The organism is Vibrio sp. 704 (assembly GCF_033339295.1).
In genome coordinates this window covers 766,538-788,707 of the sequence record NZ_JAWOUH010000001.1, presented here as the reverse complement: position 1 = coordinate 788,707, position 22,170 = coordinate 766,538, and the positions used below count along the sequence as shown (strand labels likewise).

At 42.7% G+C, this 22,170-nt stretch carries 17 protein-coding genes and 2 tRNA genes; 13 read left to right on the top strand and 6 right to left on the bottom strand.

The genetic code is table 11. The features are described from left to right. Nucleotides 1-2 precede the first annotated feature (2 nt). The 7 genes from tssH (at nucleotide 3) to R7R24_RS03265 (ending at nucleotide 10,843) form a co-directional block, all read left to right on the top strand. Nucleotides 3-2,570, top strand: coding sequence for a type VI secretion system ATPase TssH (gene tssH / locus R7R24_RS03295; RefSeq protein WP_054578968.1), 2,568 nt, complete (start codon nucleotides 3-5; stop codon nucleotides 2,568-2,570). Nucleotides 2,571-2,778: 208 nt separating this feature from the next. Continuing rightward, nucleotides 2,779-3,258: an Hcp family type VI secretion system effector gene (locus R7R24_RS03290; protein ID WP_005375967.1), complete on the top strand. Its 480-nt coding sequence runs from the start codon at nucleotides 2,779-2,781 to the stop codon at nucleotides 3,256-3,258. A 49-nt stretch (nucleotides 3,259-3,307) separates the two neighbouring features. Further along, complete coding sequence (gene tssI / locus R7R24_RS03285) at nucleotides 3,308-5,143, top strand: type VI secretion system tip protein TssI/VgrG (RefSeq protein ID WP_017820211.1); 1,836 nt, start codon at nucleotides 3,308-3,310, stop codon at nucleotides 5,141-5,143. Nucleotides 5,144-5,154: 11 nt separating this feature from the next. Next, nucleotides 5,155-5,445 carry a PAAR domain-containing protein gene (locus R7R24_RS03280; RefSeq protein ID WP_005375969.1) on the top strand — a complete coding sequence of 97 codons (291 nt, stop codon included), beginning with the start codon at nucleotides 5,155-5,157 and terminating at the stop codon, nucleotides 5,443-5,445. Then, the gene (locus R7R24_RS03275) at nucleotides 5,446-6,285 is read left to right on the top strand and encodes a hypothetical protein (RefSeq protein WP_054578967.1); all 840 of its coding nucleotides are present in this window, start codon (nucleotides 5,446-5,448) and stop codon (nucleotides 6,283-6,285) included. A 358-nt stretch (nucleotides 6,286-6,643) separates the two neighbouring features. Beyond that, nucleotides 6,644-7,777 (top strand): exonuclease SbcCD subunit D, encoded by a 1,134-nt coding sequence (locus tag R7R24_RS03270; protein ID WP_017820209.1) that lies wholly within the window; start codon nucleotides 6,644-6,646, stop codon nucleotides 7,775-7,777. A gap of 9 nt (nucleotides 7,778-7,786) precedes the next feature. Beyond that, entirely contained in the window at nucleotides 7,787-10,843 is a 3,057-nt protein-coding gene (locus R7R24_RS03265; RefSeq protein ID WP_318119416.1) for an SMC family ATPase, read from the top strand. A 58-nt stretch (nucleotides 10,844-10,901) separates the two neighbouring features. Here the strand turns inward: R7R24_RS03265 and R7R24_RS03260 are convergent, their stop codons facing one another. Next, nucleotides 10,902-11,282, bottom strand: a complete 381-nt coding sequence (locus tag R7R24_RS03260; protein WP_017633640.1) for a cystatin domain-containing protein — start codon at nucleotides 11,280-11,282, stop codon at nucleotides 10,902-10,904. A 307-nt stretch (nucleotides 11,283-11,589) separates the two neighbouring features. Here R7R24_RS03260 and R7R24_RS03255 point away from each other — a divergent pair, with 307 nt between their 5' ends. Continuing rightward, nucleotides 11,590-12,123 carry a lipocalin family protein gene (locus R7R24_RS03255; protein WP_005375974.1) on the top strand — a complete coding sequence of 178 codons (534 nt, stop codon included), beginning with the start codon at nucleotides 11,590-11,592 and terminating at the stop codon, nucleotides 12,121-12,123. Nucleotides 12,124-12,330: 207 nt separating this feature from the next. Here the strand turns inward: R7R24_RS03255 and R7R24_RS03250 are convergent, their stop codons facing one another. The 5 genes from R7R24_RS03250 to R7R24_RS03230 all read right to left on the bottom strand — a co-directional run bounded on the left by R7R24_RS03250 (nucleotide 12,331) and on the right by R7R24_RS03230 (nucleotide 17,122). Further along, on the bottom strand, nucleotides 12,331-13,326 hold the full coding sequence (locus tag R7R24_RS03250; protein WP_025767721.1) for a succinylglutamate desuccinylase/aspartoacylase family protein: 996 nt from the start codon (nucleotides 13,324-13,326) through the stop codon (nucleotides 12,331-12,333). 110 nt (nucleotides 13,327-13,436) lie between these two features. Continuing rightward, nucleotides 13,437-14,969 (bottom strand): putative basic amino acid antiporter YfcC, encoded by a 1,533-nt coding sequence (yfcC, locus tag R7R24_RS03245; protein ID WP_005387492.1) that lies wholly within the window; start codon nucleotides 14,967-14,969, stop codon nucleotides 13,437-13,439. 211 nt (nucleotides 14,970-15,180) lie between these two features. Continuing rightward, nucleotides 15,181-15,501 carry a c-type cytochrome gene (locus tag R7R24_RS03240; protein WP_005375977.1) on the bottom strand — a complete coding sequence of 107 codons (321 nt, stop codon included), beginning with the start codon at nucleotides 15,499-15,501 and terminating at the stop codon, nucleotides 15,181-15,183. Between the two features lie 78 nt (nucleotides 15,502-15,579). Further along, on the bottom strand, nucleotides 15,580-16,584 hold the full coding sequence (gene ltaE, locus R7R24_RS03235; RefSeq protein ID WP_005375978.1) for a low-specificity L-threonine aldolase: 1,005 nt from the start codon (nucleotides 16,582-16,584) through the stop codon (nucleotides 15,580-15,582). A gap of 22 nt (nucleotides 16,585-16,606) precedes the next feature. Then, nucleotides 16,607-17,122: an NUDIX hydrolase gene (locus tag R7R24_RS03230; protein WP_005375979.1), complete on the bottom strand. Its 516-nt coding sequence runs from the start codon at nucleotides 17,120-17,122 to the stop codon at nucleotides 16,607-16,609. A gap of 269 nt (nucleotides 17,123-17,391) precedes the next feature. On the opposite strand from R7R24_RS03230, the gene R7R24_RS03225 reads away from it, so the two are divergent. From R7R24_RS03225 to R7R24_RS03205, 5 genes are all read left to right on the top strand, one after another. Continuing rightward, a complete protein-coding gene (locus R7R24_RS03225) occupies nucleotides 17,392-19,053 on the top strand; it encodes an ATPase RavA domain-containing protein (RefSeq protein WP_005375980.1) in 1,662 nt (553 codons plus the stop codon). 9 nt (nucleotides 19,054-19,062) lie between these two features. Next, nucleotides 19,063-20,517 (top strand): ATPase RavA stimulator ViaA, encoded by a 1,455-nt coding sequence (gene viaA / locus R7R24_RS03220; protein WP_005375981.1) that lies wholly within the window; start codon nucleotides 19,063-19,065, stop codon nucleotides 20,515-20,517. 204 nt (nucleotides 20,518-20,721) lie between these two features. Then, nucleotides 20,722-20,795: transfer RNA gene (locus tag R7R24_RS03215), tRNA-Cys, on the top strand. Between the two features lie 37 nt (nucleotides 20,796-20,832). Then, nucleotides 20,833-20,908 (top strand) — tRNA-Gly (locus R7R24_RS03210). A gap of 239 nt (nucleotides 20,909-21,147) precedes the next feature. Further along, a complete protein-coding gene (locus R7R24_RS03205) occupies nucleotides 21,148-22,050 on the top strand; it encodes a LysR family transcriptional regulator (protein ID WP_017633645.1) in 903 nt (300 codons plus the stop codon). The last annotated feature ends 120 nt before the right edge of the window (nucleotides 22,051-22,170 follow it).

The following is a 22,170-nucleotide window of genomic DNA, read 5'->3' as shown; positions in this document are numbered from 1 at the left end:
TAATGGCTTCACTCTCACTTTCAGCGTTGGTCGAAAGATTGTCTCCTCAGGCTAAGGAAACACTTGAACAGGCAGCTGCGATGGCAAGCTCCCGAACTCATCACAGTATTGAAATGTCTCACTGGTTAATGATGATTATCCGCCATCCTGACGATATTTACTCTGAAGTTTTTGACGAATTTGATGTCGATAAAATCAAGGTTGAAACCGATATTCAAAAGGCATTAGAAAAATACAAAACAGGATGCCAGTCGGTGCCTGGGCTATCAGCTCATACGGTGACTGTTATGCAAAATGCCTTGTTGTCTGCAACCATTGAATTCAATCAAGAACAGTTGGGGTGCATCCATCTTTTATTTGCCTACTTGTCTGATGATACGTTAGTCAACATGGCTGGTTCGATTAGTCCTGAACTAAACAAGATAGAACCATCTCGCTTATTGAACTTTAAAGAAAGTAATGCGCCTCAATCAAGATCGAATGACTTAGCGCAGTCAAACGCGAATTCCGCCTTGAATCAATTTACAACAGACCTTACTGAGCAAGCTAGGGAAGGTAAAATAGATCCGGTGATTGGTAGAGATAATGAAATTCGCCTAATGCTCGATATTTTATTAAGACGCCGACAAAACAACCCGATTCTTACGGGAGAAGCTGGTGTTGGAAAAACAGCCGTTGTTGAAGGTTTGGCGCAAAAGATCATTGATGGCGATGTACCTCCCGCTCTGCAAAATGTGGCAATTAAGTCTCTGGATTTGGCGTTACTGCAAGCCGGCGCAGGCATGAAAGGTGAGTTTGAAAACAGGCTTAAGAACCTTGTTAAGGAAGTAAACGACGCTCCACAGCCTATTATATTGTTCATTGATGAAGCTCATGGCCTAATTGGCGGTGGTGGGCAAGCGGGCCAAGGTGATGCGGCGAATATTCTGAAGCCAGCATTAGCGAGAGGTGAACTCAGAACGATCGCAGCAACAACGTGGGCAGAGTATAAAAAGTATTTTGAAAAAGATGCAGCTTTAACTAGGCGTTTTCAAGTCGTAAAGGTTGATGAGCCTGCCCCTGAACTCGCGATCGAAATGTTACGAGGCTTACTTGATGTAATGGCACAACACCACGATGTTCATATCACTAACCAAGCTCTCAATGCAGCGGTCCAACTGTCAGCTCGATACATTAATGGTCGTCAACTGCCAGATAAAGCGGTTTCTGTTTTGGATACGGCCTGTTCTCGAGTTGCGTTAAGTCAGTCATCTACACCGGGAGGCCTAGATGCGAAAAGAAACAAACTTAAAGCAAAGCAAGCTGAGTATGAGCATCTTAGCCAAGAGAGTCGGCTAGGAGCATCTCTTGATGTGCAGCTGCAAGGTGTCCGAAAAGAGATTGATGCGCTATCTAATGACATTATTGAATTAGAAGTACTTTGGGAAAAAGAAAAAGAATGGGTAAATGAAGCTAAGTCACTTAGAACCCAAATAATCCAGGAGGGTTCTGAAACTGCTAGAGACAAGTTACAAGAGCTTGAAAATAACCTTTCCGCTAACTCACAGCCCTTAGTTTTTTCGCATGTAAATGAAGCGCTAATCGCAGAAGTTATTTCGGATTGGACCGGTATACCGCTAGGTAAACTTCAGGATGATGAAATCCAAGCAGTATTGGGTTTGAAAGAAAGTTTGTGTAAGCGAGTTGTCGGGCAGGATCACGCTTTAGAGCTCATGTCTGAAGTGATAAAAACCGCGAGTGCGCAGCTCACGGATGAGACACGACCAAATGGTGTATTTCTCCTAACCGGACCAAGCGGAGTGGGTAAAACCGAATCGGCTTTGGCGATTGCAGAGAAAGTCTATGGTAGTGAAGAAAATGTCACGACTATCAATATGTCGGAATTTAAGGAAGAGCATAAAGTCTCATTGCTATTAGGTTCTCCTCCTGGTTATGTCGGTTATGGAGAAGGAGGTGTACTGACTGAAGCTGTTAGACGTAAACCTTATAGTGTAATTCTCCTCGATGAAATGGAAAAAGCGCACCCTGGTGTTCAAGATATTTTTTATCAGGTGTTTGATAAAGGCTCAATTAAAGACGGTGAAGGTCGAGATATAGACTTTAAAAACACTATTATTATTATGACCGCGAACACAGGGACCGAAACGACGATGTCTTTGTATTCTGATCCTGATTTATCTCCTGAGCCGTCAGCACTAAAAGATGCTTTACGCGATGATTTGTTGGTCGACTTTAAACCTGCATTTTTAGGGCGTGTGAACGTATTACCTTATTTGCCTCTATCAAGAAAAGTATTGATAGAAATAACAAAATTAAAGTTGGATAAAATTACGACTCGTATTCGTAAGCACTATAACGCTGACCTGTTTTTTGATGAGGAACTAATTAATGATATTGTAGACAATAGCAATGAGTCTGGCAGTGGTGCGCGTGTGGTACAAACAACCATAGAAAATACATTGCTTCCGAAGATTTCTCATGAAATATTGCATGCAATTCTTAATGATAAGACGTTTGATGAAATTATTGTTAAAGGTACAACTAGTGGACTTGATGTCTCAATAGTTTAACATCCTTTACACTCTCAATAATAATTGGGAGTTGGTTCATATTAACTATTATTTTTTATAAAAAACGCTTAAATTAAATCTTATTTAAAGATATAACAGGGCGTATTTAAAATGAAGTTTTTGATACATTAATCACTAATTATCACCAAACGTCAGATAATTAAATTACTACGATATATGTCAATTAATAATGCTATAGGAGATTAGCATGCAGTCTAATACGTATCTTAAATACGCAGATATTAAGGGTGAGGCAACAGCCGAGCAATACAAAGATTTGATTACACTACTATCTGTAGATTGGAGTGTAGGTCGTGAGATCTCATCATACACTGGTACAGCGATGGACCGTGAAGCGAGCGCTACTCGTCTATATGATTTGACTATCACTAAACTTCAAGACCGTTCTTCTCCTGACTTATTTAAAGAAGCGACGATTGGTAAAGGTAAACCAGCGGTTTTCCATATTACTAAGCAGGGTGAGAAGGTTGAAGAGATCATGAAGATCGAACTGACTGATGCGATGATTTCTAACTACTCAGTTTCTATCCAAGACGATCGTCCAGTTGAAACTATCACAATTTCTTACACAGAAATGATGATGACAGTGACTCCTACTGACGATAAGAACAACACTTCTGCTCCATTGGTATACGGCTACAGCGGTGTTAAAGGTCAACAAATGTAATTTTCATGCGGGGGAGTATTCCTCCGCATTTTTTTGAAAGAAGTATTTAATGAAAAGAGCAACTCAAGATAACAATTTCATCCGAATTTCTTCCCCATTCGGTAAAGATGCCATCATACTAAACTCGTTTGAGTATAAAGAAGAGATCTCAGAACTTTTTTCATTGCGTGCTAAAGCTTACTTTAATGATCAACGAAGTGAGTTAAACGAAATTATTGGTAAGGAAGTTACCATTACCCTTGAAAATAATGAGGATGTTTCTTCAAATCCTCGTTATATGCATGGTTACGTTTCTGCTGCAAGATTAGAAGGGAAAAGGGTTTCTAATACACATAAAGGCGAAAATTATAAAAACATAGAATTATTAATAGAGCCTAAATTACGTTTCGCTGAATATCGAAAAAATTGCAGAATATTTCAGCATAAAGATATAAAGGAAATTATCTCTGAAGTACTATCGGAGCATAGTGTTGCCTTTAGTTTTGAGCTAACCAAGTCCTATCCTAAATACACGTACAAAGTACAATATGAAGAATCAGATCTTGAATTTGTTCGACGTCTGTTATCGGAAGAGGGGCTATCATTTTGTTTTACACATACTAAGTCTGCCCATACGCTCAATATTTTTGATGACATCAGTTTTTATAAGCCGGGTACTGAGTTTTTAGTCGATTTTGATACAGGTACGGCGAAATCTAGCCACATTTCTTCTTGGCATGAAACGCAAATTCTGACTACTAAAGCGAGTCAAAAGTCAGGCTATAACATGCTCAAGCCTTCTTCGAATCCTAAAAATACTGCAAAGGGTGAAAGTGATTTTTTTACAGTGCCTGAAAGCGAGTATTTTGAATACATGGGTGAAATGGAGAGCAATGATCAATACGCACTGAGAAACACGCATGCAATAGAAGCACTACAGCAAAATGCATATTTGTGTCGTGGCGAGGCTACGTGCAGAACATTCAGCGTAGGCAAGTGCTTCAAGTTTAAAAAACATGAAGATAAATCTCGAGTTGGCAAAGAATATGTACTGTCTTCTGTTTTTTTGTCTGCTGCTGTTTATAACCAGACTGGTCAAGGTGGCACCGGTGCGCAAGGTGTCAAAGTCTCGTTTAGTTGTGTTGACTCAAAGACAATCCTTCGTCCTTCAGTTAACTATCCGAAACCTCAGATGAAAGGTTTGCAAACTGCAATAGTTACGGGGAACAAAGATGGTGAAATTTACATAGACAAACATGGCCGTATCAAAGTTCAGTTTCACTGGGACCGTGTTGGTAAATACGATGTAAATAGTTCATGTTGGATTCGTGTTGCGCAAAATATCGCAGGTAACGGATGGGGGTCGGTGTTTCACCCTAGAGTCGGACAAGAGGTCATCGTCGAGTTTGTCAACGGAGACCCTGATCAACCAATCGTTACGGGGTCACTATATAACGGTAGTCAACTCCCTCCTTACGCTTTACCAGAGCAAAGTTCTCAGAGTGGTTATAAATCACGCTCTGTACAAAAAGGTACATCCAATTTTAATGAGTTGCGCTTCGATGATAAGCCTGGTGAAGAGCACATTTATCTTCATGCTGAAAAACTGTTCCAAATGCTAGTTGAAGACTGTGTTGATATCGCCGTTGAAAACAGTAAAACCGAAAAAGTGACCAATGATGTTAATCAAGAGGTTGGTCAGAACGCGAGCTTGAAAGTAGGTAAAAACTTTTCGAATGAAACGGGTGAAGTACTGTCTTTTAATGCAGGAAAGAGCGTCGAGATCAAAGTAGGTGGTGCTTCTATTCAGATGTCTAGCTCTGGAGAAATCAATATCAAAGGTAATAAAATATCCATTAACGGCTCAGCTATTGCTCTTAAAGCTGGGCAAATTTCATTGAACTAAGGTGATTTAAAGTGGGTAAACCAGCCGCAATTTTGGGCAGCTTTCATCTTTGCCCTAAAAAAACAGGAAAGATACCGCATGTCGGTGGTCCCGTCGTTGTTGGTTCACCAAACGTAACGATTGGCGGGATACCTGCGGCAAGACAAGGCGACAAGCTTATTTGTATCGGTCCTCCGGATAGTATCTCAGCAGGTTCTTCTAGCGTAACAATCAACGGTAAACCAGCCGCAAGAGTCGGCGATTCAACGTCTCATGGTGGCAAAATTCTATCTGGTATGCCTACGGTTTTAATCGGAGGCTAGATGCCACTCGCATTTCAAACGCATCTTCTATCCTTTAATGGCCGTTCACACACCGTTCGCGAGATAGCTGATGATTCTTTTAGATTGTCCGAGGAAATCCGACCCCCTGACTTTGCTCAATCAATAGATGAGCATATATTAAGCCTCGTGCGCTCTGAGCGCGAGAGTCTTGAGCAAGTTGATATCAAAGGGAATCTCTGTGTTCTTTTACCATCTTCGGTAGACAAAAGCTTGCTTAAAGCATTGATAAGCGAGCTTTCTATTTTCGTTGGCCAAACTGTCAATACTGAAATTTACTTTTATCCTTATGGCCAAGCTGCATTTTTGATGGCACTAAATCGGATAAATCGTGAAGTTAATGAAACGCAAGCGACTTGGATACTGGCTATAGAGGTTACGAGCGATGTAGAAGGGCATGTCAAACCTCAAAGCTCTATCATTTTAACCAAGTGTTTTTTTCGACATTCAGGTCTTGTGCCTGATGTTGTTCGAATTGATTTAGATGCCAAACAACAACGCATCGCCGTGGACAAGGTGTTTAAGCAATTAGGAGTAAGTTGTGAACATCCACTCAGTCAATTGTATTTATCCGTTAATGAGGAAGAGCCGCAATGGTTAAACTCAATGCAATTCTTGTCTCCGTGGGTGACCGATCAAACTCAGTATCAATTTGTTGATATAAAACTTGGCGGATTGGGTGCATGTGGCGGAGTTTTAAAAGCGTTAGTGATTGATGAGCTTCAAAGAAGCAGCCCCTGCCCAGACTTTCACGTTTTGCAAGCCGACATCGAGCCAGATGGCTATGCGGTAGGAGTAATATACAATTGGCGTAGCGAATAGGTCTGGCTATTGCTTTTCCTTCTAGTAGCTGAGGTTTTAGTGATGCAAATGTTATGGGGGATTAACTCGAAACTGGCCCTTTAATGATGTTTGGACAATGACTAGGCGCAGCTTGCTTTTCAAAATAGCTTTGCTCACCGCGTTTTTACAGTGTTCTTCTCGCTTTCTGATTAAATAGCCAGCCATAGAACACAAACCACATGAAAAGCTGTTCGACTCAAGATATCCTTACCGATATAAAATAACTTGAGTTTTGGCTTGTTCGAGATCCCACCCGTGACGCATTCCTTTTTATAAACGGTACATGGACTCTGACAGAAGCAAGCCTACTCATAGAATTGGCGGAAAGTGAATTCGAATGAAGTTTATCCACACCTCAGATTGGCATCTTGGTCGACAATTCCACAACGTATCACTACTCGAAGATCAACAAGCAGTACTCGAACAACTGATTAACTATATTGAACGCAACCCCGTCGATGCAGTTGTAGTGGCGGGAGATATCTATGACCGTTCGGTGCCACCAACGGTTGCAATAGAACTGTTAGATCGAGTCGTGAAACGCATTTGTACCGAGTTAGAAACACCAATGATATTTATATCTGGCAACCATGATGGTGCAGAAAGGCTAGGTTTCGGCTCAGAGCAAATGAAAAATGCAGGTCTCCATATTGTTAGCAACTTTGAAGATATGCTCACTCCCATAATCATAAAAACGGACTCTGCGGACGAGGTCGCGTTTTATGGTATGCCTTATAACGACCCTGAACAGGTCAGGTTTGCCTACAAAGCCTCGGTATCCACTCATGATGAGGCTCATCAATTGCTTGTTGAGCAAATTAAAGAGCGCTTTATCTCTAAGCAAAAGCGCGTGCTCGTGAGTCACTGTTTTGTTGATGGGGCTATCGAGTCAGACTCTGAACGACCATTATCTATTGGTGGTTCTGATCGCGTGAGTCATGAACACTTCTTAGATTTTGACTACGTCGCACTTGGTCATTTGCATCAGCCTCAAAAGAAAGGCGCAGAGCATATCCGTTACTCTGGCTCTCTCATGAAGTATAGCTTTGGTGAACAGAACCAGAGAAAAGGTTTCACGTTAGTTGAACTGGACAAGAAAGGATTCGTTTCTGCAAAGCATATTGATCTTACGGCTCCTCATGAAATGCGTATTGTAGAGGGCGAGCTGGATAAAGTTATTGAGCAAGGGAAAACAGACCCCAAGAATGAAGATTATTTGTTAGTTCGTTTGATGGATAAACATGCGATTTTAAACCCAATGGAAAAACTTCGTTCAGTGTATCCAAACGTTTTACACCTTGAGAAACCTGGCATGTTAATTGGGGTAGAGCAGGAAATGGCGCAAGCAAAGTTGGCGCGAAGCGAAATTGATATGTTCCGAGATTTTTTTATTGAGGCGCAAGATAGCCAGTTGTCTAAAGAGCAAGAGCAAGCTGTTACTGACATTATTAAGCAATTATCACAGCAATAGGGACCAAAGATGAAACCAATTAAACTAACCATGCAAGCCTTTGGTCCGTTTGCAAAAACTGAAATCATTCATTTTGAGAAGCTTGGCAGTAACCCTCTATTTTTGATTAATGGTCCTACAGGTTCCGGTAAAACGTCGATCTTAGATGCCATTTGCTTCGCCCTTTATGGTGAAACCACAGGTAATGAGCGACAAGGTATTCAGATGCGGTGTGACTTATCCGCGCAAGACTTACCAACCGAAGTAGTTCTCGAATTTTCGTTACACGGCAAACAATACCGAGTTGTTCGATCCCCTGAGCAGGAAGCGCCCAAGGCCCGTGGTGAAGGGATGACGATTAAAAAGCACACTGCGGCTCTTTATGAACTCGGTGAGACTGAAACGCTTATCACCAGCAAGACGACTCAGGTTAAAACTGAAGTTAGCAATATTATTGGCTTGAATGAAACTCAATTTCGTCAAGTTATGGTGTTGCCTCAAGGAAAATTCCGAGAACTGTTGCTTGCTAGCTCTAAAGAGCGTGAAGAAATTTTTGGCCAGCTCTTTCAAACTGACATATATAAAAAAATTGAGTACGCGCTCAAAGATAAAGCGAGTGCAATTAGTAAAGCGAAAGGCGAATTTGATAATCAAATTCGAGGTGCTTTACAAGTTGCAGAAGCGAGTTCTGAACAAGAACTATTACAACAACTGGAACAAGTAACTAAGCAATTAGAGTCTGATAAAAAGAATGAGCAAGCAGCGTTAGATAAGCTCAATACTGCTAAATCTGAATTGCAAAAAGCGGAAACCTTGAATGGAGAGTTTTCGAAACGAGAGCAAGCAGAAAGCGCACTCAAGCTGCATCTAGAACACGCAGATTCGATAAAAGCTCGTCAACAGCAATTAGAAAACGCTAAAAATGCCAATAAGATAGAGTTGCCCTACATCTCATTACAAAATGCAAAAGCTCAAACGCAAGAGCTTAGGCAAAAAATCGTAGCTTTGGAAGAGAGTCTCGAAAAAGCTAATGTCGTTGCGAGAGAACAAGAAAACTTGCAGCAAAGTGCAAAAGAGGCAGCGGCAAAGGTCCCGCAGTTAACGCAACTGCAGTATCAGCTTGAAAGTATGAAAAACAAGTTGGTCGAGAAAGACAATTTGGAAAGTAAAATAACGGCGGGTTATCAACAAAAACAACAATTTGAAGCAACGTTAAAACAGTACATAGAACTAAAAGATAAGTTAACGTTACAGGCCCAGCAGGGACAGAAGGAGCTAGAGAAAGCACGAGTTGATGTTGCGCTTATTGGCAGCATCGATGCGGAAATAAAACAAAAACAACGGCTGTTACAGGATCTACAAAAGCTGCATGATCTTACTTTAGAGCTCTCTAAACTCAATGCGCTAACTGTAGGCAAGCAGCAGTCACTACACGAAGCCAGTCAGCGCTATATGCAGCGTCAACAAGCCGCTGATACGATAGAGCTTAAGTGGCACAACGCTCAAGCGGCAGTATTAGCGCAGCGACTAAAAGCAGGTGAAGCATGCCCGGTGTGTGGTAGCGAAACGCATCCTAACCCCGCAACGTTTGTTGAAGAAGCCGTTACAAAAGAGCAAGTTCAGGCGGCTAGAGCTAAAGAGCGAGAAGCTCAAACCTTGTTGAACCAACTAAGCAATCAGCTAGAACAACATAACGTTGTCATTAGTCAGTATCAGAATCAGTGTAACCAGTTGAAAGAGGAGTTGGGTGAGTATGCTACATCTGAGATCTCGACGGTTCAAAATGATTTGCAAGCGATCAATGCTCAACTCCTACGTCTACAAGCTATTGATATTGAAAAGCTAGAAAAGAACGTTGAACAGCTTAATCAACGCTGCGTCGTGGGTGAAAATAAAATTCATGAGCTGCAGAATAAAATGGCGGCAAATGAATCAACCGTTAAAGCGAACCAAGAACAATTGGCTCAATTACAAGCTTCTATTGACCCAAAATACAGTTCCGCTGACTTGCTTGAACGTGAAATTTTGCTGACAAAAGAGCAAATTCTGAGTTTGAACACAGGCTTAGAAAAGGCGCAAACCGCTTTGCAGCAAGCGATATTGGAGAAATCAAATGCGGAAAGTCACTTAGCGACGAACAAGCAGTGGTTATCTGAGTCAGAGCAAAAACTTAGCCAAGCAGAATTAGCGTGGAATGAGGCACTACAGGCGAGTAAATTTGAGGATGAAAGCCATTATCTAAGTAGTCGAGTGGGAGATGATGAACTTCAAGCCTGGCAGCAAGAAATAGACAGCTTCAAACAGGCACAAACCAAGCTTGAGCAAACACTACATGATTTAAATCATGCATTGAAAGATCTTGAAAGGCCTAATTTAGAGTTGTTTAATGACAGGTTAACCACTCTGCAGGTGCAATATATTGAAGTAAGGAATCAACTTGATACCACACGCTCAATATTTGAACGTCTTGAAAAGGTTCGTAAAGATATTGCCGTGTTGCATGAGAAAAATAGTAAGTTAGAAGAAGAATACAAAGTCTTTGGTACGTTGTACGACGTTGCTAGTGGTAAAACAGGCAGCAGGGTTAGCCTACATCGCTTTGTTCTTGGTGTACTGTTGGATGATGTGCTGATTCAGGCCTCCCAACGTTTAAGCCTTATGAGTAAAGGGCGCTATATTCTTGCTCGAAAAACAGAGGGCTTCAAAGGTGCTGCGGGTCGCGGCTTAGATTTAATGGTTGAAGATGGCTACACAGGAAAAACGCGTGATGTTGCGACACTTTCCGGCGGTGAATCATTTATGGCAGCGCTTGCTCTGGCACTTGGTTTGTCGGATGTTGTGCAATCCTATAGTGGCGGTATTCGTTTAGACACTTTATTTATTGATGAGGGCTTCGGTAGTTTAGACCCAGAGTCTTTAGATCTTGCTATTCAAACGCTAGTGGACCTGCAACAGACTGGGCGCATGATCGGTGTTATTTCTCACGTTTCTGAGTTGAAAGAACAAATGGCGCAGAGGATTGATGTAGAACCATCAAGACTTGGTTCAACGGTGTCGATTAAATCTCAATGTCGCTTCGCTGTCTAATTCAGTGACTACTGTTAGATCAAAAAGCCCCTAATGTTGGGGCTTTCTGACTAAGTCGCTACTGTTCGCAAAAGTGGCCTTCTTTTGGCGATTGGGTAATCGCATATTCGCCATCGAGGTTGCGATAAACAATCGTGTTCCAAACAGAGCCATCATCCAATTCAAACTCAATAGCATAGTTGACGCCGCTAACGATTTGCGCGTGAACATTCAGTATTTGTTTAAACGACGCTATTGTGTCCATTTTCTTTAAAACAAAGGCCATTGCCTTTTGTGCATCAGGGGTCGCGTTAAACTCATTCCACCCACCTGGCATGTTTCCTTGTGCATTACATACATCTGCCGAGGTCGTTAATTGTGTCGTTGCGCTCGGCTTTTCCTGCTGACAACCTGCAAGTAACACCAAAAGTGCACAAACTGACACTGTTTTTAATTTCATAACAATAACCTCTGTCTATAACGCAACGTATTATAGGAGGGTGATATGCCTACGAATGTCTATGTTGTGCAAAGTTTCTATATGCATAGGGTTAAATGCTGACAAAATGTACAAGCATGGTCAGCTTGTAAGTCAAAAATAGAGCAATCTTGTTATCGATTTGCTGAGATGACGAGGTTTCGGTGTTCAGCGCGCTATTGATGATGAAGAATTGTGATGTGTACCTATTAGGGCGATGGTGCGGCTTAGTGATCGATTTGTTATCTTCTAGAGTAAAATCAATCACTAATTAAAATTTAGGTGTTGTATGAAATCGATAAAAATATTTTTACTTTTGTCACTTGCAACTTTATTTGGTTGTACCTCGAAGCCGGATGGGGTGGAACCCGTCAATAATTTCGATTTAGAGCCATATCTAGGTAAGTGGTACGAAATTGCACGCCTAGACCATTCATTTGAGCGAGGCTTATCCAACGTTACCGCTGAGTATCAGGTTCGCGAGGATGGTGGGGTTAAGGTGATAAACCGTGGATATTCCGAAGAAGAGCGACAGTGGTCAGAAGCTGAAGGCAAAGCTTATTTTGTTGAAGATAAAACGGTTGGACACTTAAAGGTTTCCTTTTTTGGGCCAATATACTCTTCTTACATTGTTTTTGAGCTAGGTGAAAACTATAACTATGCGTTTGTTTCCGGTTACAACCACGACTATTTGTGGCTATTGTCTAGAACGCCTAACGTTGATGAGAAAGTAGTGGAGCGCTTTAAGTACGTAGCTAAAGAGAAAGGTTTCGCTATAGACGAGCTCATTTTTGTTGAACAAGAGAAACAAAGACAGCTTTAAGTTCATCAGCGTGGCTGAAAAAGCGGACAGAGGGGAAGCTTCCTAATTAAGAGCTCAGTTTGTCATTTCGCTTAACAGTAATTTGTTACCGCGTAACTTAATGTGGTCAAAATGGATATAGCCCCATCATTTGTGATTACTCGTGATGGGGCTTATATAAATTTGAGTGAGCGTCGAAAGGTTGATCTATCAACAAACGGTTATGGTTTACTTAATCAAACGAACGATCAGGGAGCCTGGTGCTCGAATAGATTCAACATTGTGGCTAAGTACTGTGCCGCTTGTTGGGGCGGTGTAGCGTTTAATCTCAGCGCCAAAGCTGTCGTATTGAATCGCAAGAAGTTGGCCTTGCTCGACAAAATTCATCAAACTGACATGAGGCAGTACAAAGCCGCCGTGTGTCGCTTTCACACTGACGATTTCGTTTCCTTCCAAGCATGACCTAATAGGGCCCATATCACCTTCAACAATGTTATGCTTTTTCAGCACATTAAAAATGCCTGTTACAGTTCGACTGATGAGTTCTTGCTCGGTGTATCGCCCCATACCTACTTCAACAGTAATGCTTGGGACACCATGGTTATTCCAAACCGTTTCAAGGACGCCAGCATCTCCAGGATCATTTAAAATCGCATCAGGATTAATGAGGCGAGCCATTTCTAATGATTGCTCGATTCGGTAATCTGCAAACACGTAAAGTGGATAGGCCGCACCACTGGTTTGAGTGTGAAGGTCAATGGCTAAATCAGCATTTGGCTTGAGCAAATCATTCCACAATGCATATAAATAACGTTGGGCCTCATTGCCGTTTTGGTCACCAGGAAAAAAGCGGTTTAAGTTTGCAGGAGACGCGTCAGGGTCTGCGGAATAGAAATCGCGGCTGTGGTTTAGCATACCTGGCATGTTAATGGTTGGAACAATAGTGACAGTACCAGCGACTTCAGTGCCGATGAGCTCTCGAGCAGTTTTCTGCGCTGCTAACACACCATTGTACTCATCACCATGAACCCCTGCGGTAATCATGATCTTCTTGCCAGGTTTTTCACCTTTGAACACTAGCACAGGTAGGTGTTGCCACTGAGAGAGAGCATTCGTTGCGATGCGAAACCAAAACTTATGCTCGCCCGAATTTAGGTCTGCTACATTGAGAGATTGAATCACTTGATGACCCTGAATCATGTCATCGAGAAATTGTGTTGCCATTAAAGTTACCACTCCAAAACCATAAGCTAATCTAAAACCTTAGCGTCGTCATACGATGAATATTAATAAGGCGAGAACATGTCTCGCCTTAATTACCAATTGGTTTCGTTTTACGCAAAACCCATAATATGAGCTGCGATAACGACGATACTTGATAGGGTAAAGAGTAATAGAATAAATCGCCAGCAGAATTTTGCCCAGTCACCCCAGTCGATACGGCAGACACCAAGCGTTGCCATCAGAGATGCCGAAGTAGGGACGATAACGTTAGTAAAGCCATCGCCAAGTTGGAATGACAAAACTGCCACTTGGCGTGTAACGCCTGCAATGTCTGCCAGAGGGGCCAGTAGAGGCATCGTTAGTGCCGCTTGTCCAGAGCCCGAAGTGACGAAGAAGTTGAAGATAGATTGGAATACATACATTAACCATGCCGCAGCCACGTCAGGAAGCCCGCTAATCACGCCGCCAGCACTGTTTAGAATTGAATTCAGTACACTCGCTTCATCAGTTGTACCACCACCAAGGATCAACAATACACCTTTTGCACAACCCACTAATAGGGCAGGTGCAAGCATAATAGCTGCACCTTCTTTAAATGCATCAGCTGCGCAGTTTAGCGTCATACCGTTCAGGCGGAAAATCGTACCGATGATCGCGACAACAAAGCCCATAGTGAAAAATTGAGAAGCGATTTCTGGGATGTACCATGCGTTAGCGACTACGCCCCAAACGACCCACACCGTGGTCGCAATAACCGTAAGGATAACGAGTGTGTCACCTAGGTTCCAACGAGAATCTTGATTGCCAAGCTCTTGCTGACGGAAATACTGGTCTGTGCGGTGGCTGTAAGAAAGTTTAGGATTTGACTTCACACGAGCGGCGTAGATCATTGTGAAAGCGATACCGATTAACGTAAAGCCAGCCCATAACCCCATGCGCACTGTCATGCCGGATAAAACAGGTACACCCGCAATGCCTTGCGCAATAGCGACGGAGAAAGGGTTCATCCAAGAAGTAGCAAAGCCAATTTGAGTCGCAACATAGGTAACCATTACCGTAGTGATACCATCATAACCAAGGCGAACCATAAGCGGCGCGATAATAATCGCAAACGCTACGGCTTCTTCACCCATACCAAATACCGCACCGCCTAGCGAGAACAGCAAAAATAGCACTGGAATGAATAGCGCTTCGTTACCTTTGGTCTTATCGATAAGGCGCAGGATACCGTTATCGATTGTGCCTGTGCGCATTACAACGCCGAAAGCACCGCCGATAACCAACATGAACATAATCACGCCGATTGCGCTGCCCCATTTAGAGCCAGAAACTAGCCCTTCGAAAGGGAAGTTCATCAGACCAATGCCACCACCAGAAGCAAACAGGCCAACCTTGTTGTAAACCAATTCACCGTTTTCGTCGGTTGCATAAGAGAAAGAAGAAGGATCGATAACTGTGCGAGTTTTTTCTGCACCGTCGACCATGTAGGTCACCTGTTGGCTATCAAAATGACCAGCAGGAATTAAGTAGGTAAGAATCGCAGCAAGAATACCAACAATGAAGATCAAAATGAGGGTATCTGGCATCTGCCACGACTTAGGGGTAGCAACCGAGTCTGCTGGTTGCGCATGTGTGTGAGACATAACTTACTTCACGTCAAATTCAATAAAGCATGAAATATCGATAAAATAGAATAAAAAGTCAATATTAATGCTTATGTTGAACTATAAATTCATCAAATATTTGAAGTGAAGTTAATTTGATTGTTTTGTGGTCAAATGTTGGGTTAATGTTTCAATATGCGTTGAGTTTGGATGATTCACGAGCTTTCATAGTCATCTACAGGTGATCTAATTACTTGATTTCTGTCTGTTCTGCATAAAAAGCAGCGACATCACGAAGGTCTTCATCATTTAACATTTTTAACTGTGCTGCCATCATTTCTGCAAGCGGCCCTTTACGCTCACCGGCTTGATAAGATTTCATTGCATTGTAAAGGTACTGAGAATTTTGACCAGCAAGGCTTGGATAGGTGTTGTTCGTTGCGATGCCTTTAACACCGTGACAATAGACACAGCTAGGTGATTTGATTTTACCTTTATCAGCATCACCAAACGGCTCGGCATGGATAGCGGAAGAGAAAATAAAAGAGATTAGAAGTACAAACCTGAGCATGGAGGTTATCTATTCGCTAAAAATCATGGCGATACAATAAAGCTTCCCCTTAGGGGAAGCTCAATGATCAAAATCAAATTAAAGTAGAGATTTTATACTTGATAAGAAAGTGTCGATGTCTTTCGCTGAAATATCTTTATGAGTTACAAAACGAATTGGATTTCCAGGGGTTATCGTGATGTTTTGTTCCTTTAGTTTCGCAGCGATACTTACTATGTCCACTTGAGGATCAAGCTTCGCGAACACGATGTTCGTTTGAACAAATTCAGGGTTGACTGAAAAACCAGGCAGTTCTGCTAAACCTTCCGCTAAGGTTTTTGCGTTGATGTGGTCTTGTTTTAGCTGTTCCACTTGTTCGGTAAGGGCAAGTTTGCCTGCTGCGGCAAGAATACCCGCTTGACGCATACCACCGCCGACCATCTTTCTTAAGCGACGTGCTTTTGCGATGTAGTCTTTGCTACCAAGTAGTAGCGAGCCAACAGGGGCAGCCAGACCTTTCGACAGACAGATCGTCATTGAATCAAAGTACTGACCGATCTCTTTTACCGGAACATCAAGTGCAACGGCTGCGTTAAAAACGCGAGCGCCATCTAGATGCATCTGCAAGTTATGTTTATTCACGAAGTCACGTGCTTCTGCTAAGTAAGACAGAGGTAGTACTTTACCATTAATTGTGTTTTCTAAGCTGAGAAGCTTAGTGCGAGCAAAGTGACAATCATCTGGTTTAATCGCAGCAGCCAGTTTATCAAATGGTAGCGTGCCATCTGGGTTATTTTCGACTGGTTGAGGTTGAATTGATCCCAAAACCGCCGCGCCACCAGCTTCGTATTTGTAGTTATGTGCTTGTTGCCCACATAGATATTCATCTCCCCGCTCGCAATGCGCCATTAAACCGAGCAGATTGGCTTGAGTGCCTGAAGTGGTAAACAAAGCTGCTTCGAAACCAGCAAGCTGCGCAGCAAATTTTTCAAGCTCATTGACCGTAGGGTCATCACCATAAACATCATCCCCAACGGGGGCCTTAAACATGGCTTCTCGCATGGCTTGGGTGGGCTGTGTAACGGTATCTGATCGAAAATCCATGAATGTCTCCTTGGTCAAAGTCCTAAATATATCCGCAAAGGCGCGCTTTGCTTAAGCAAGCGATCGTTTTGGCATCGGTGATCGTGCCATCGACTATCTTTTCTTCGAGTTGCTTGATTGACAAGGTGACGACCTCAATCACTTCGTCTTCATCGCACTCGTAACGGTTTGTTTTGTTGAGCTTTTCGGCAACAAATAGATACTGTATCTCATCACAAAATCCGGCAAGAGGGGTGACTTGGCCGAGAGACGTGAATTTCTCTGCACTAAACCCAGTTTCTTCCTCTAACTCTCTTTTGGCGCAGCAGAGTGGCTCTTCGTTGCCTTCTCTGGTACCAGCAGGAAGTTCCAATAGCCATTTATTAAGTGAAGGCCGAAATTGGTGGACAAGGACAATGTGACCCTCCGCTGTAATAGGGAGAATCACCGCAGCACCCGGATGATGGATTGTGGTGTGCGTAATTGCCTGTCCTGTAGGAAGCACAACGTCTTCTTCAATCAGAGAAATTTGCTTCCATTTATGAATTATCTTGCTCATGCAGTTATAAACCCTAGCTGTTACCGCATTTTTGACGTTTTTCGACATTAACCACAAATGGTGGGAAACAAAAGCAAAAAATACTGCAACACGACGAAAGCGTTTGCACTTTAAGTGAGCAATGTCTCATAAATGGAAACTTTGATTGCTTCGTCAAGAAGGGGAAAAGCATCTGCTATAAGGGGAATTCGACAAAATACATTTGTAACAAAGTTATAACAAGTGTATAAAAATGTTAACGCAATACCACTTCAGCAGCCGGAGAACGTATGACACAAACCTTATTTACCTCAAATGCCGAAAAAGCGCTTCTCTCAGAACGCATCAATAAATTGGCGAAAGCGTTAACGGATGGCGTTTATGAGCGTGAACATACGATCAAGCTCTGCCTTCTTGCTGCACTTGCTGGTGAAAGTGTTTTTCTTTTAGGTCCCCCTGGTATTGCAAAAAGCTTAATTGCCAAACGACTCATCCAAGCGTTCGATAACAGCAGTTACTTCGAATACCTGATGACGCGCTTCTCAACCCCTGAAGAGGTGTTTGGGCCACTGAGTATCCAAGAGCTAAAAGACAACGGCCGTTATGTTCGCTTAACTAAAGGGTATTTGCCAACTGCACAAGTCGTATTTTTGGATGAAATCTGGAAGGCGGGCCCTGCAATTCTTAATACATTGCTGACAGTGGTTAATGAGAAAACATTCAAAAATGGCAGCGATATCGAGCGTGTGCCAATGCGCTTGTTGGTATCGGCTTCCAATGAATTACCCGATGAAGATAGTGGATTGGATGCGCTCTACGACCGCATGTTGGTGCGTGTGTTTGTGAATCGAATTCAGAATAAACAAAACTTTAAGTCGATGTTGACTGTGGGCACATCGCAAGAGGCACAAGTACCAGAAGGCCTAGCGATAACTGATGAAGAATATCATCAATGGCAACAACAGCTCGACAAATTGACGTTAACCGACAATGCATTCGAAAAGCTTTTCCAGCTTAAAACGATGTTAGAAAGCAAAGTTGAAGCTCAGTTTGGTGATGTGGCCAATACCGATATGTATGTCTCTGACCGCCGCTGGAAGAAAGCCGTGAAGTTGTTAAAAGCGAGCGCGTTTTTTAATGGTCGCGATGAAATAAATCCGCTTGACCTTTTACTGCTGCAAGATTGTTTATGGAACAGTCCTGAATCGCGAGATGTGGTACGTGAAGTGGTTCAAGAGTTCGCCTTAAAACATGCATTTGATCAACAAGACGCGGAGCAGGAAATCGAGTACTGCCGTGAGTCTTTGGTTGATGTCCAACATGAACTAGAAGATGCCTACCGCATGACGTTAACGTCTGAAGCGGCCACGGGTATTTTGCGTAAAGAAACCATGCGCTTTGATACCTCTAAAGCCAAGATGTACAAAGTTGGCGCAGCCGTTAACTTAGTTAAATTGGTTGTCTTGCAAAGCAACATGTCGGTTTCAGAATCAGAAAAAGGTGATAGCCGCTGGGTTTATGTACCCAAAGATGAGTTAGATCGAGTCATTAAAGAGGGAAGCGGTGATGTGTATGGTTACGTCAATCAAAACACCAACATGTGCCGTTTACGATTTGATGTTGACGCGGCGAATAACCTAGTTATCCGTGATATCGCGAACCGAGGCATTTTGGTTAGCCTAGTGACTCAAGAAGGCTTGGATGTAGAGCTTTACCAAAAGTGGTTAACGCAGAGCGAAAAAGCCGTAAATCAGCTTAGTGAGGCAGAACACCATATGCGCAAGGTGAAAGCGAACTTTCATGATGCGCTTCCGCATAGCTTTGTTGATCCTGAACTACCCCGCCTTATGGAGTCGAGTCTACAACAGGTCAGTCAGAGACTTGAATCAATCCAAGCAGAAAGTGAAAAAGTTATCCAACGCTTTAAAAACTTAAATCAGTTTTTCTCATAAGGAGACGACATGCTAGGTGCAGACGGACTTAACCTCGCGCTGATGGTGGCCGACTCCGGCATCATCGATAGCGCAGTTAATGATTTGATGGCTCGTTCACAAGTCATGATGATGGCAGAAAACCGAGGTGTTAAATCTTCGGTCAAAGGTCACTTGTTAAAGTGGCGAGGCAGCGTCAAAAAACGGATCACCAAGGTATGTGAGACAGAGCGTTTCCAACAAGAGCTGTCTTTATATCAAGAGGTTATTCATTGGGATGAAGAGGCGTTTTTTGAAAACATCGAAGATGTGATTAAAAAGCTGGAATGGCACTCTGCGTTTTACATGCAAGCTCGCCGAATGATGGAAAAGAACAAAGGGATGAATAACCCTATGTTCCCTCATTACTTTTGTGATCAATGGTACAAAAGCCTCACCGATGCTATAAAACAAGCGCAAGTAAGCGAGCTTGAAGCCAATAAAGAAAAGGTGCTGAATGACCTGTATCAACGTATGGAAACCATGCGTAATATGGATAAAGTCACGGAGTCGGGTGACGCTGAAAGTGTAGGGCGCCTGTGGGATATGGCATCTGCCAAGTTGAGTAAAACAGACTTAACGGTGATGAAACGCCATGCTGAGTTTCTGAAGAAGCACCAAGGCTTGCAAGAAATTGCGGAGCAACTCGGTCGTATGGCGGGGCAAGTAAATGATCCTGAACTAAATCGTGCGCCCACTGAAGAACTTCAATTGGTCGAAGAGAAAAGTGATGAGGCGACGGATGATATTGTCGGTATTCACGAAAGCGATGATCTAAATAAGCTACTTCCCAACGAAACGATGTTTTTGGCGTATCCTGAACTTGAAGTTGTGTTCTATAAACACTTAGTTGATAAACGGCTCATGAACTATCGTACACAAGGCAAATCGCGCACGTTACGTAAAGTTAAAGCTCACCGACCTGACCATAAAGCGGTAGATATCGAAAAAGGCCCCTTCATTGTTTGTGTGGACGCGTCCGGTTCCATGAGTGGCTTTCCTGAGCAATGCGCCAAAGCCATGGCTTATGCTCTGATGCAAATCGCACTAGCGGAGCAACGTGATTGCTATGTCATTATTTTTTCTACGGAACACATTACCTACGAACTAACCAAACAAGATGGTCTGCGCGAGGCGGCGGACTTTCTAACTTATAGCTTCCATGGTGGTACAGACTTAGAGCCAACTTTGATTAAATCTATCGACTTGATGAGCGGTGATAAATATAAAAACGCAGACATGGTAGTCATTTCCGACTTTATCGCGCCAAAACAACAAGACGAGTTACTGGCCAAAGTGGATGCGCTCAAAGCGAAGAAAAACCGTTTTCACGCGATTAGCTTATCGAAATACGGAAATCCTGCATTAATGTCGATGTTTGATCACACTTGGTCTTATCACCCTAATGTTGTGGGAAGATTGCTAAAAAGGGTCAGCAACTATTAAACGCCTTAATGTTTCATGGGACAAAACGAACTGAAAGCGAGATTTATATTGCTTCGTTTTAAGCCAATAAGATCGAACTTTGGTCGAATTGACTTAAAAGAAATCAAACGAACAGAAAATGAAATGTTTTTGTTTGACTATCTTCTCTCAATCCGTAAAGTAGCCACCAACGCAACGGGGTAGAGCCCTGAAGCGTAATAAAAAGGCGCCTTGGCAGAGTGGCTATGCAGCGGATTGCAAATCCGTGGACCTCGGTTCGACTCCGGGAGGCGCCTCCATTATTCTTTTGAGAGCGAATGGCTTTCGAGAATAAATGCGACACTAGCTCAGTTGGTAGAGCGCAACCTTGCCAAGGTTGAGGTCACGAGTTCGAACCTCGTGTGTCGCTCCAAATTATTCAGATATGGCCATGGCGGTATCTCGATGCCAAGTGCATCAACTTAAAACCAGCGAAAGCTGGTTTTTTTGTATCTGAAGACTGATAAATTCACACCATCTCTTTTTCATTACCTGTGAGCTTAGCAACCCCATCTCTGTCACGAGTTTCTGATATTAAGTGTGACCCGATGTTTCGCACCTCAGCCAATTTCAGTTTACAATACGGGCTTCCAAAGGATTTGACGAAGACGCATGAGAAATACCGACGATTACATCATTTTTTATCACTTGATCGAGCAAGGTTCATTCAGTGCTGCCGCGAGACATATGTCACTGACCAAATCGGTCGTCAGTAAACGGATTGCCAAGCTTGAACAAGAGCTTGGTGTACAGCTTCTCTACCGAACAACGCGAACGCTAACGTTGACTGAAGCAGGACGAGCGTTTTTTACTCATGCAAAAGCGGTTTATCAAGCGGTGGCAACGGCGGAAGAATCCATTGTGGGTTTAGGTAAAAACTTATCTGGAAACATTAAAATTTCGGTGCCTACTATCTCTGGTGAATTAATTCTTCCTCAAGTGATTAATGAATTTAATCAGAAATACCCAGACATCAATATCGATATGGATCTAGATAATCGTTTCGTCGATATCGTGAATGAACGTTTTGATTTGGCAATTAGAACGGGTGTGTTGCCAGATTCTAGTCTGATTGCAAGAAAGCTGGTGGATGCAAATTGGATCATTTGCGCGTCACCCCAATACCTAGCTAAACATGGCATACCTAAACAACCTCAAGCCTTGGCTAAACACAATTGTTTAGTCTATTCCTACCAAGAAACCGGAGCGCATGAGTGGGCGTTTAAAGATGGAGACGAGGTATATCAAATCACCGTCGACGGTAACCTCTGTACTAACAATTCTTCTGTATTGAGAAATGTGGCGCTGTTAGGGCAGGGAATCATCTATGTGCCGCGTGTATTGGTTTATGAAGACTTAAAGCAAGGCAGTCTGATTCAGTTATTTAAAGACGAAACAGCCAAATGTTTGGGTATTTATGCGGTGTACCCTTACACTCGTCAGCAACCAGAAAAAATTAAGATCTTTATCGATCATCTATACACAAGCTTTCAAAGTCAAAACCATCGATTTTAAGCCAATAACTCAACACCGATCGTTATGTTGGTGTTGAGCTTATGTTTCCATCTTCATTTCTAAGAGTCCTCTTAAATTTAGGAGCTTACGCTTCTCCTCGTTTTCTTCACTAATATTGAT

Coding starts and splice junctions, on each gene's coding strand:
- tssH (WP_054578968.1), top strand. CDS start 3: ATGGCTTCACTCTCACTTTCAGCGTTGGTCGAAAGATTGTCTCCTCAG.
- R7R24_RS03290 (WP_005375967.1), top strand. CDS start 2,779: ATGCAGTCTAATACGTATCTTAAATACGCAGATATTAAGGGTGAGGCA.
- tssI (WP_017820211.1), top strand. CDS start 3,308: ATGAAAAGAGCAACTCAAGATAACAATTTCATCCGAATTTCTTCCCCA.
- R7R24_RS03275 (WP_054578967.1), top strand. CDS start 5,446: ATGCCACTCGCATTTCAAACGCATCTTCTATCCTTTAATGGCCGTTCA.
- R7R24_RS03270 (WP_017820209.1), top strand. CDS start 6,644: ATGAAGTTTATCCACACCTCAGATTGGCATCTTGGTCGACAATTCCAC.
- R7R24_RS03265 (WP_318119416.1), top strand. CDS start 7,787: ATGAAACCAATTAAACTAACCATGCAAGCCTTTGGTCCGTTTGCAAAA.
- R7R24_RS03260 (WP_017633640.1), bottom strand. CDS start 11,282: ATGAAATTAAAAACAGTGTCAGTTTGTGCACTTTTGGTGTTACTTGCA.
- R7R24_RS03255 (WP_005375974.1), top strand. CDS start 11,590: ATGAAATCGATAAAAATATTTTTACTTTTGTCACTTGCAACTTTATTT.
- R7R24_RS03250 (WP_025767721.1), bottom strand. CDS start 13,326: ATGGCAACACAATTTCTCGATGACATGATTCAGGGTCATCAAGTGATT.
- yfcC (WP_005387492.1), bottom strand. CDS start 14,969: ATGTCTCACACACATGCGCAACCAGCAGACTCGGTTGCTACCCCTAAG.
- R7R24_RS03240 (WP_005375977.1), bottom strand. CDS start 15,501: ATGCTCAGGTTTGTACTTCTAATCTCTTTTATTTTCTCTTCCGCTATC.
- ltaE (WP_005375978.1), bottom strand. CDS start 16,584: ATGGATTTTCGATCAGATACCGTTACACAGCCCACCCAAGCCATGCGA.
- R7R24_RS03230 (WP_005375979.1), bottom strand. CDS start 17,122: ATGAGCAAGATAATTCATAAATGGAAGCAAATTTCTCTGATTGAAGAA.
- R7R24_RS03225 (WP_005375980.1), top strand. CDS start 17,392: ATGACACAAACCTTATTTACCTCAAATGCCGAAAAAGCGCTTCTCTCA.
- viaA (WP_005375981.1), top strand. CDS start 19,063: ATGCTAGGTGCAGACGGACTTAACCTCGCGCTGATGGTGGCCGACTCC.
- R7R24_RS03205 (WP_017633645.1), top strand. CDS start 21,148: ATGAGAAATACCGACGATTACATCATTTTTTATCACTTGATCGAGCAA.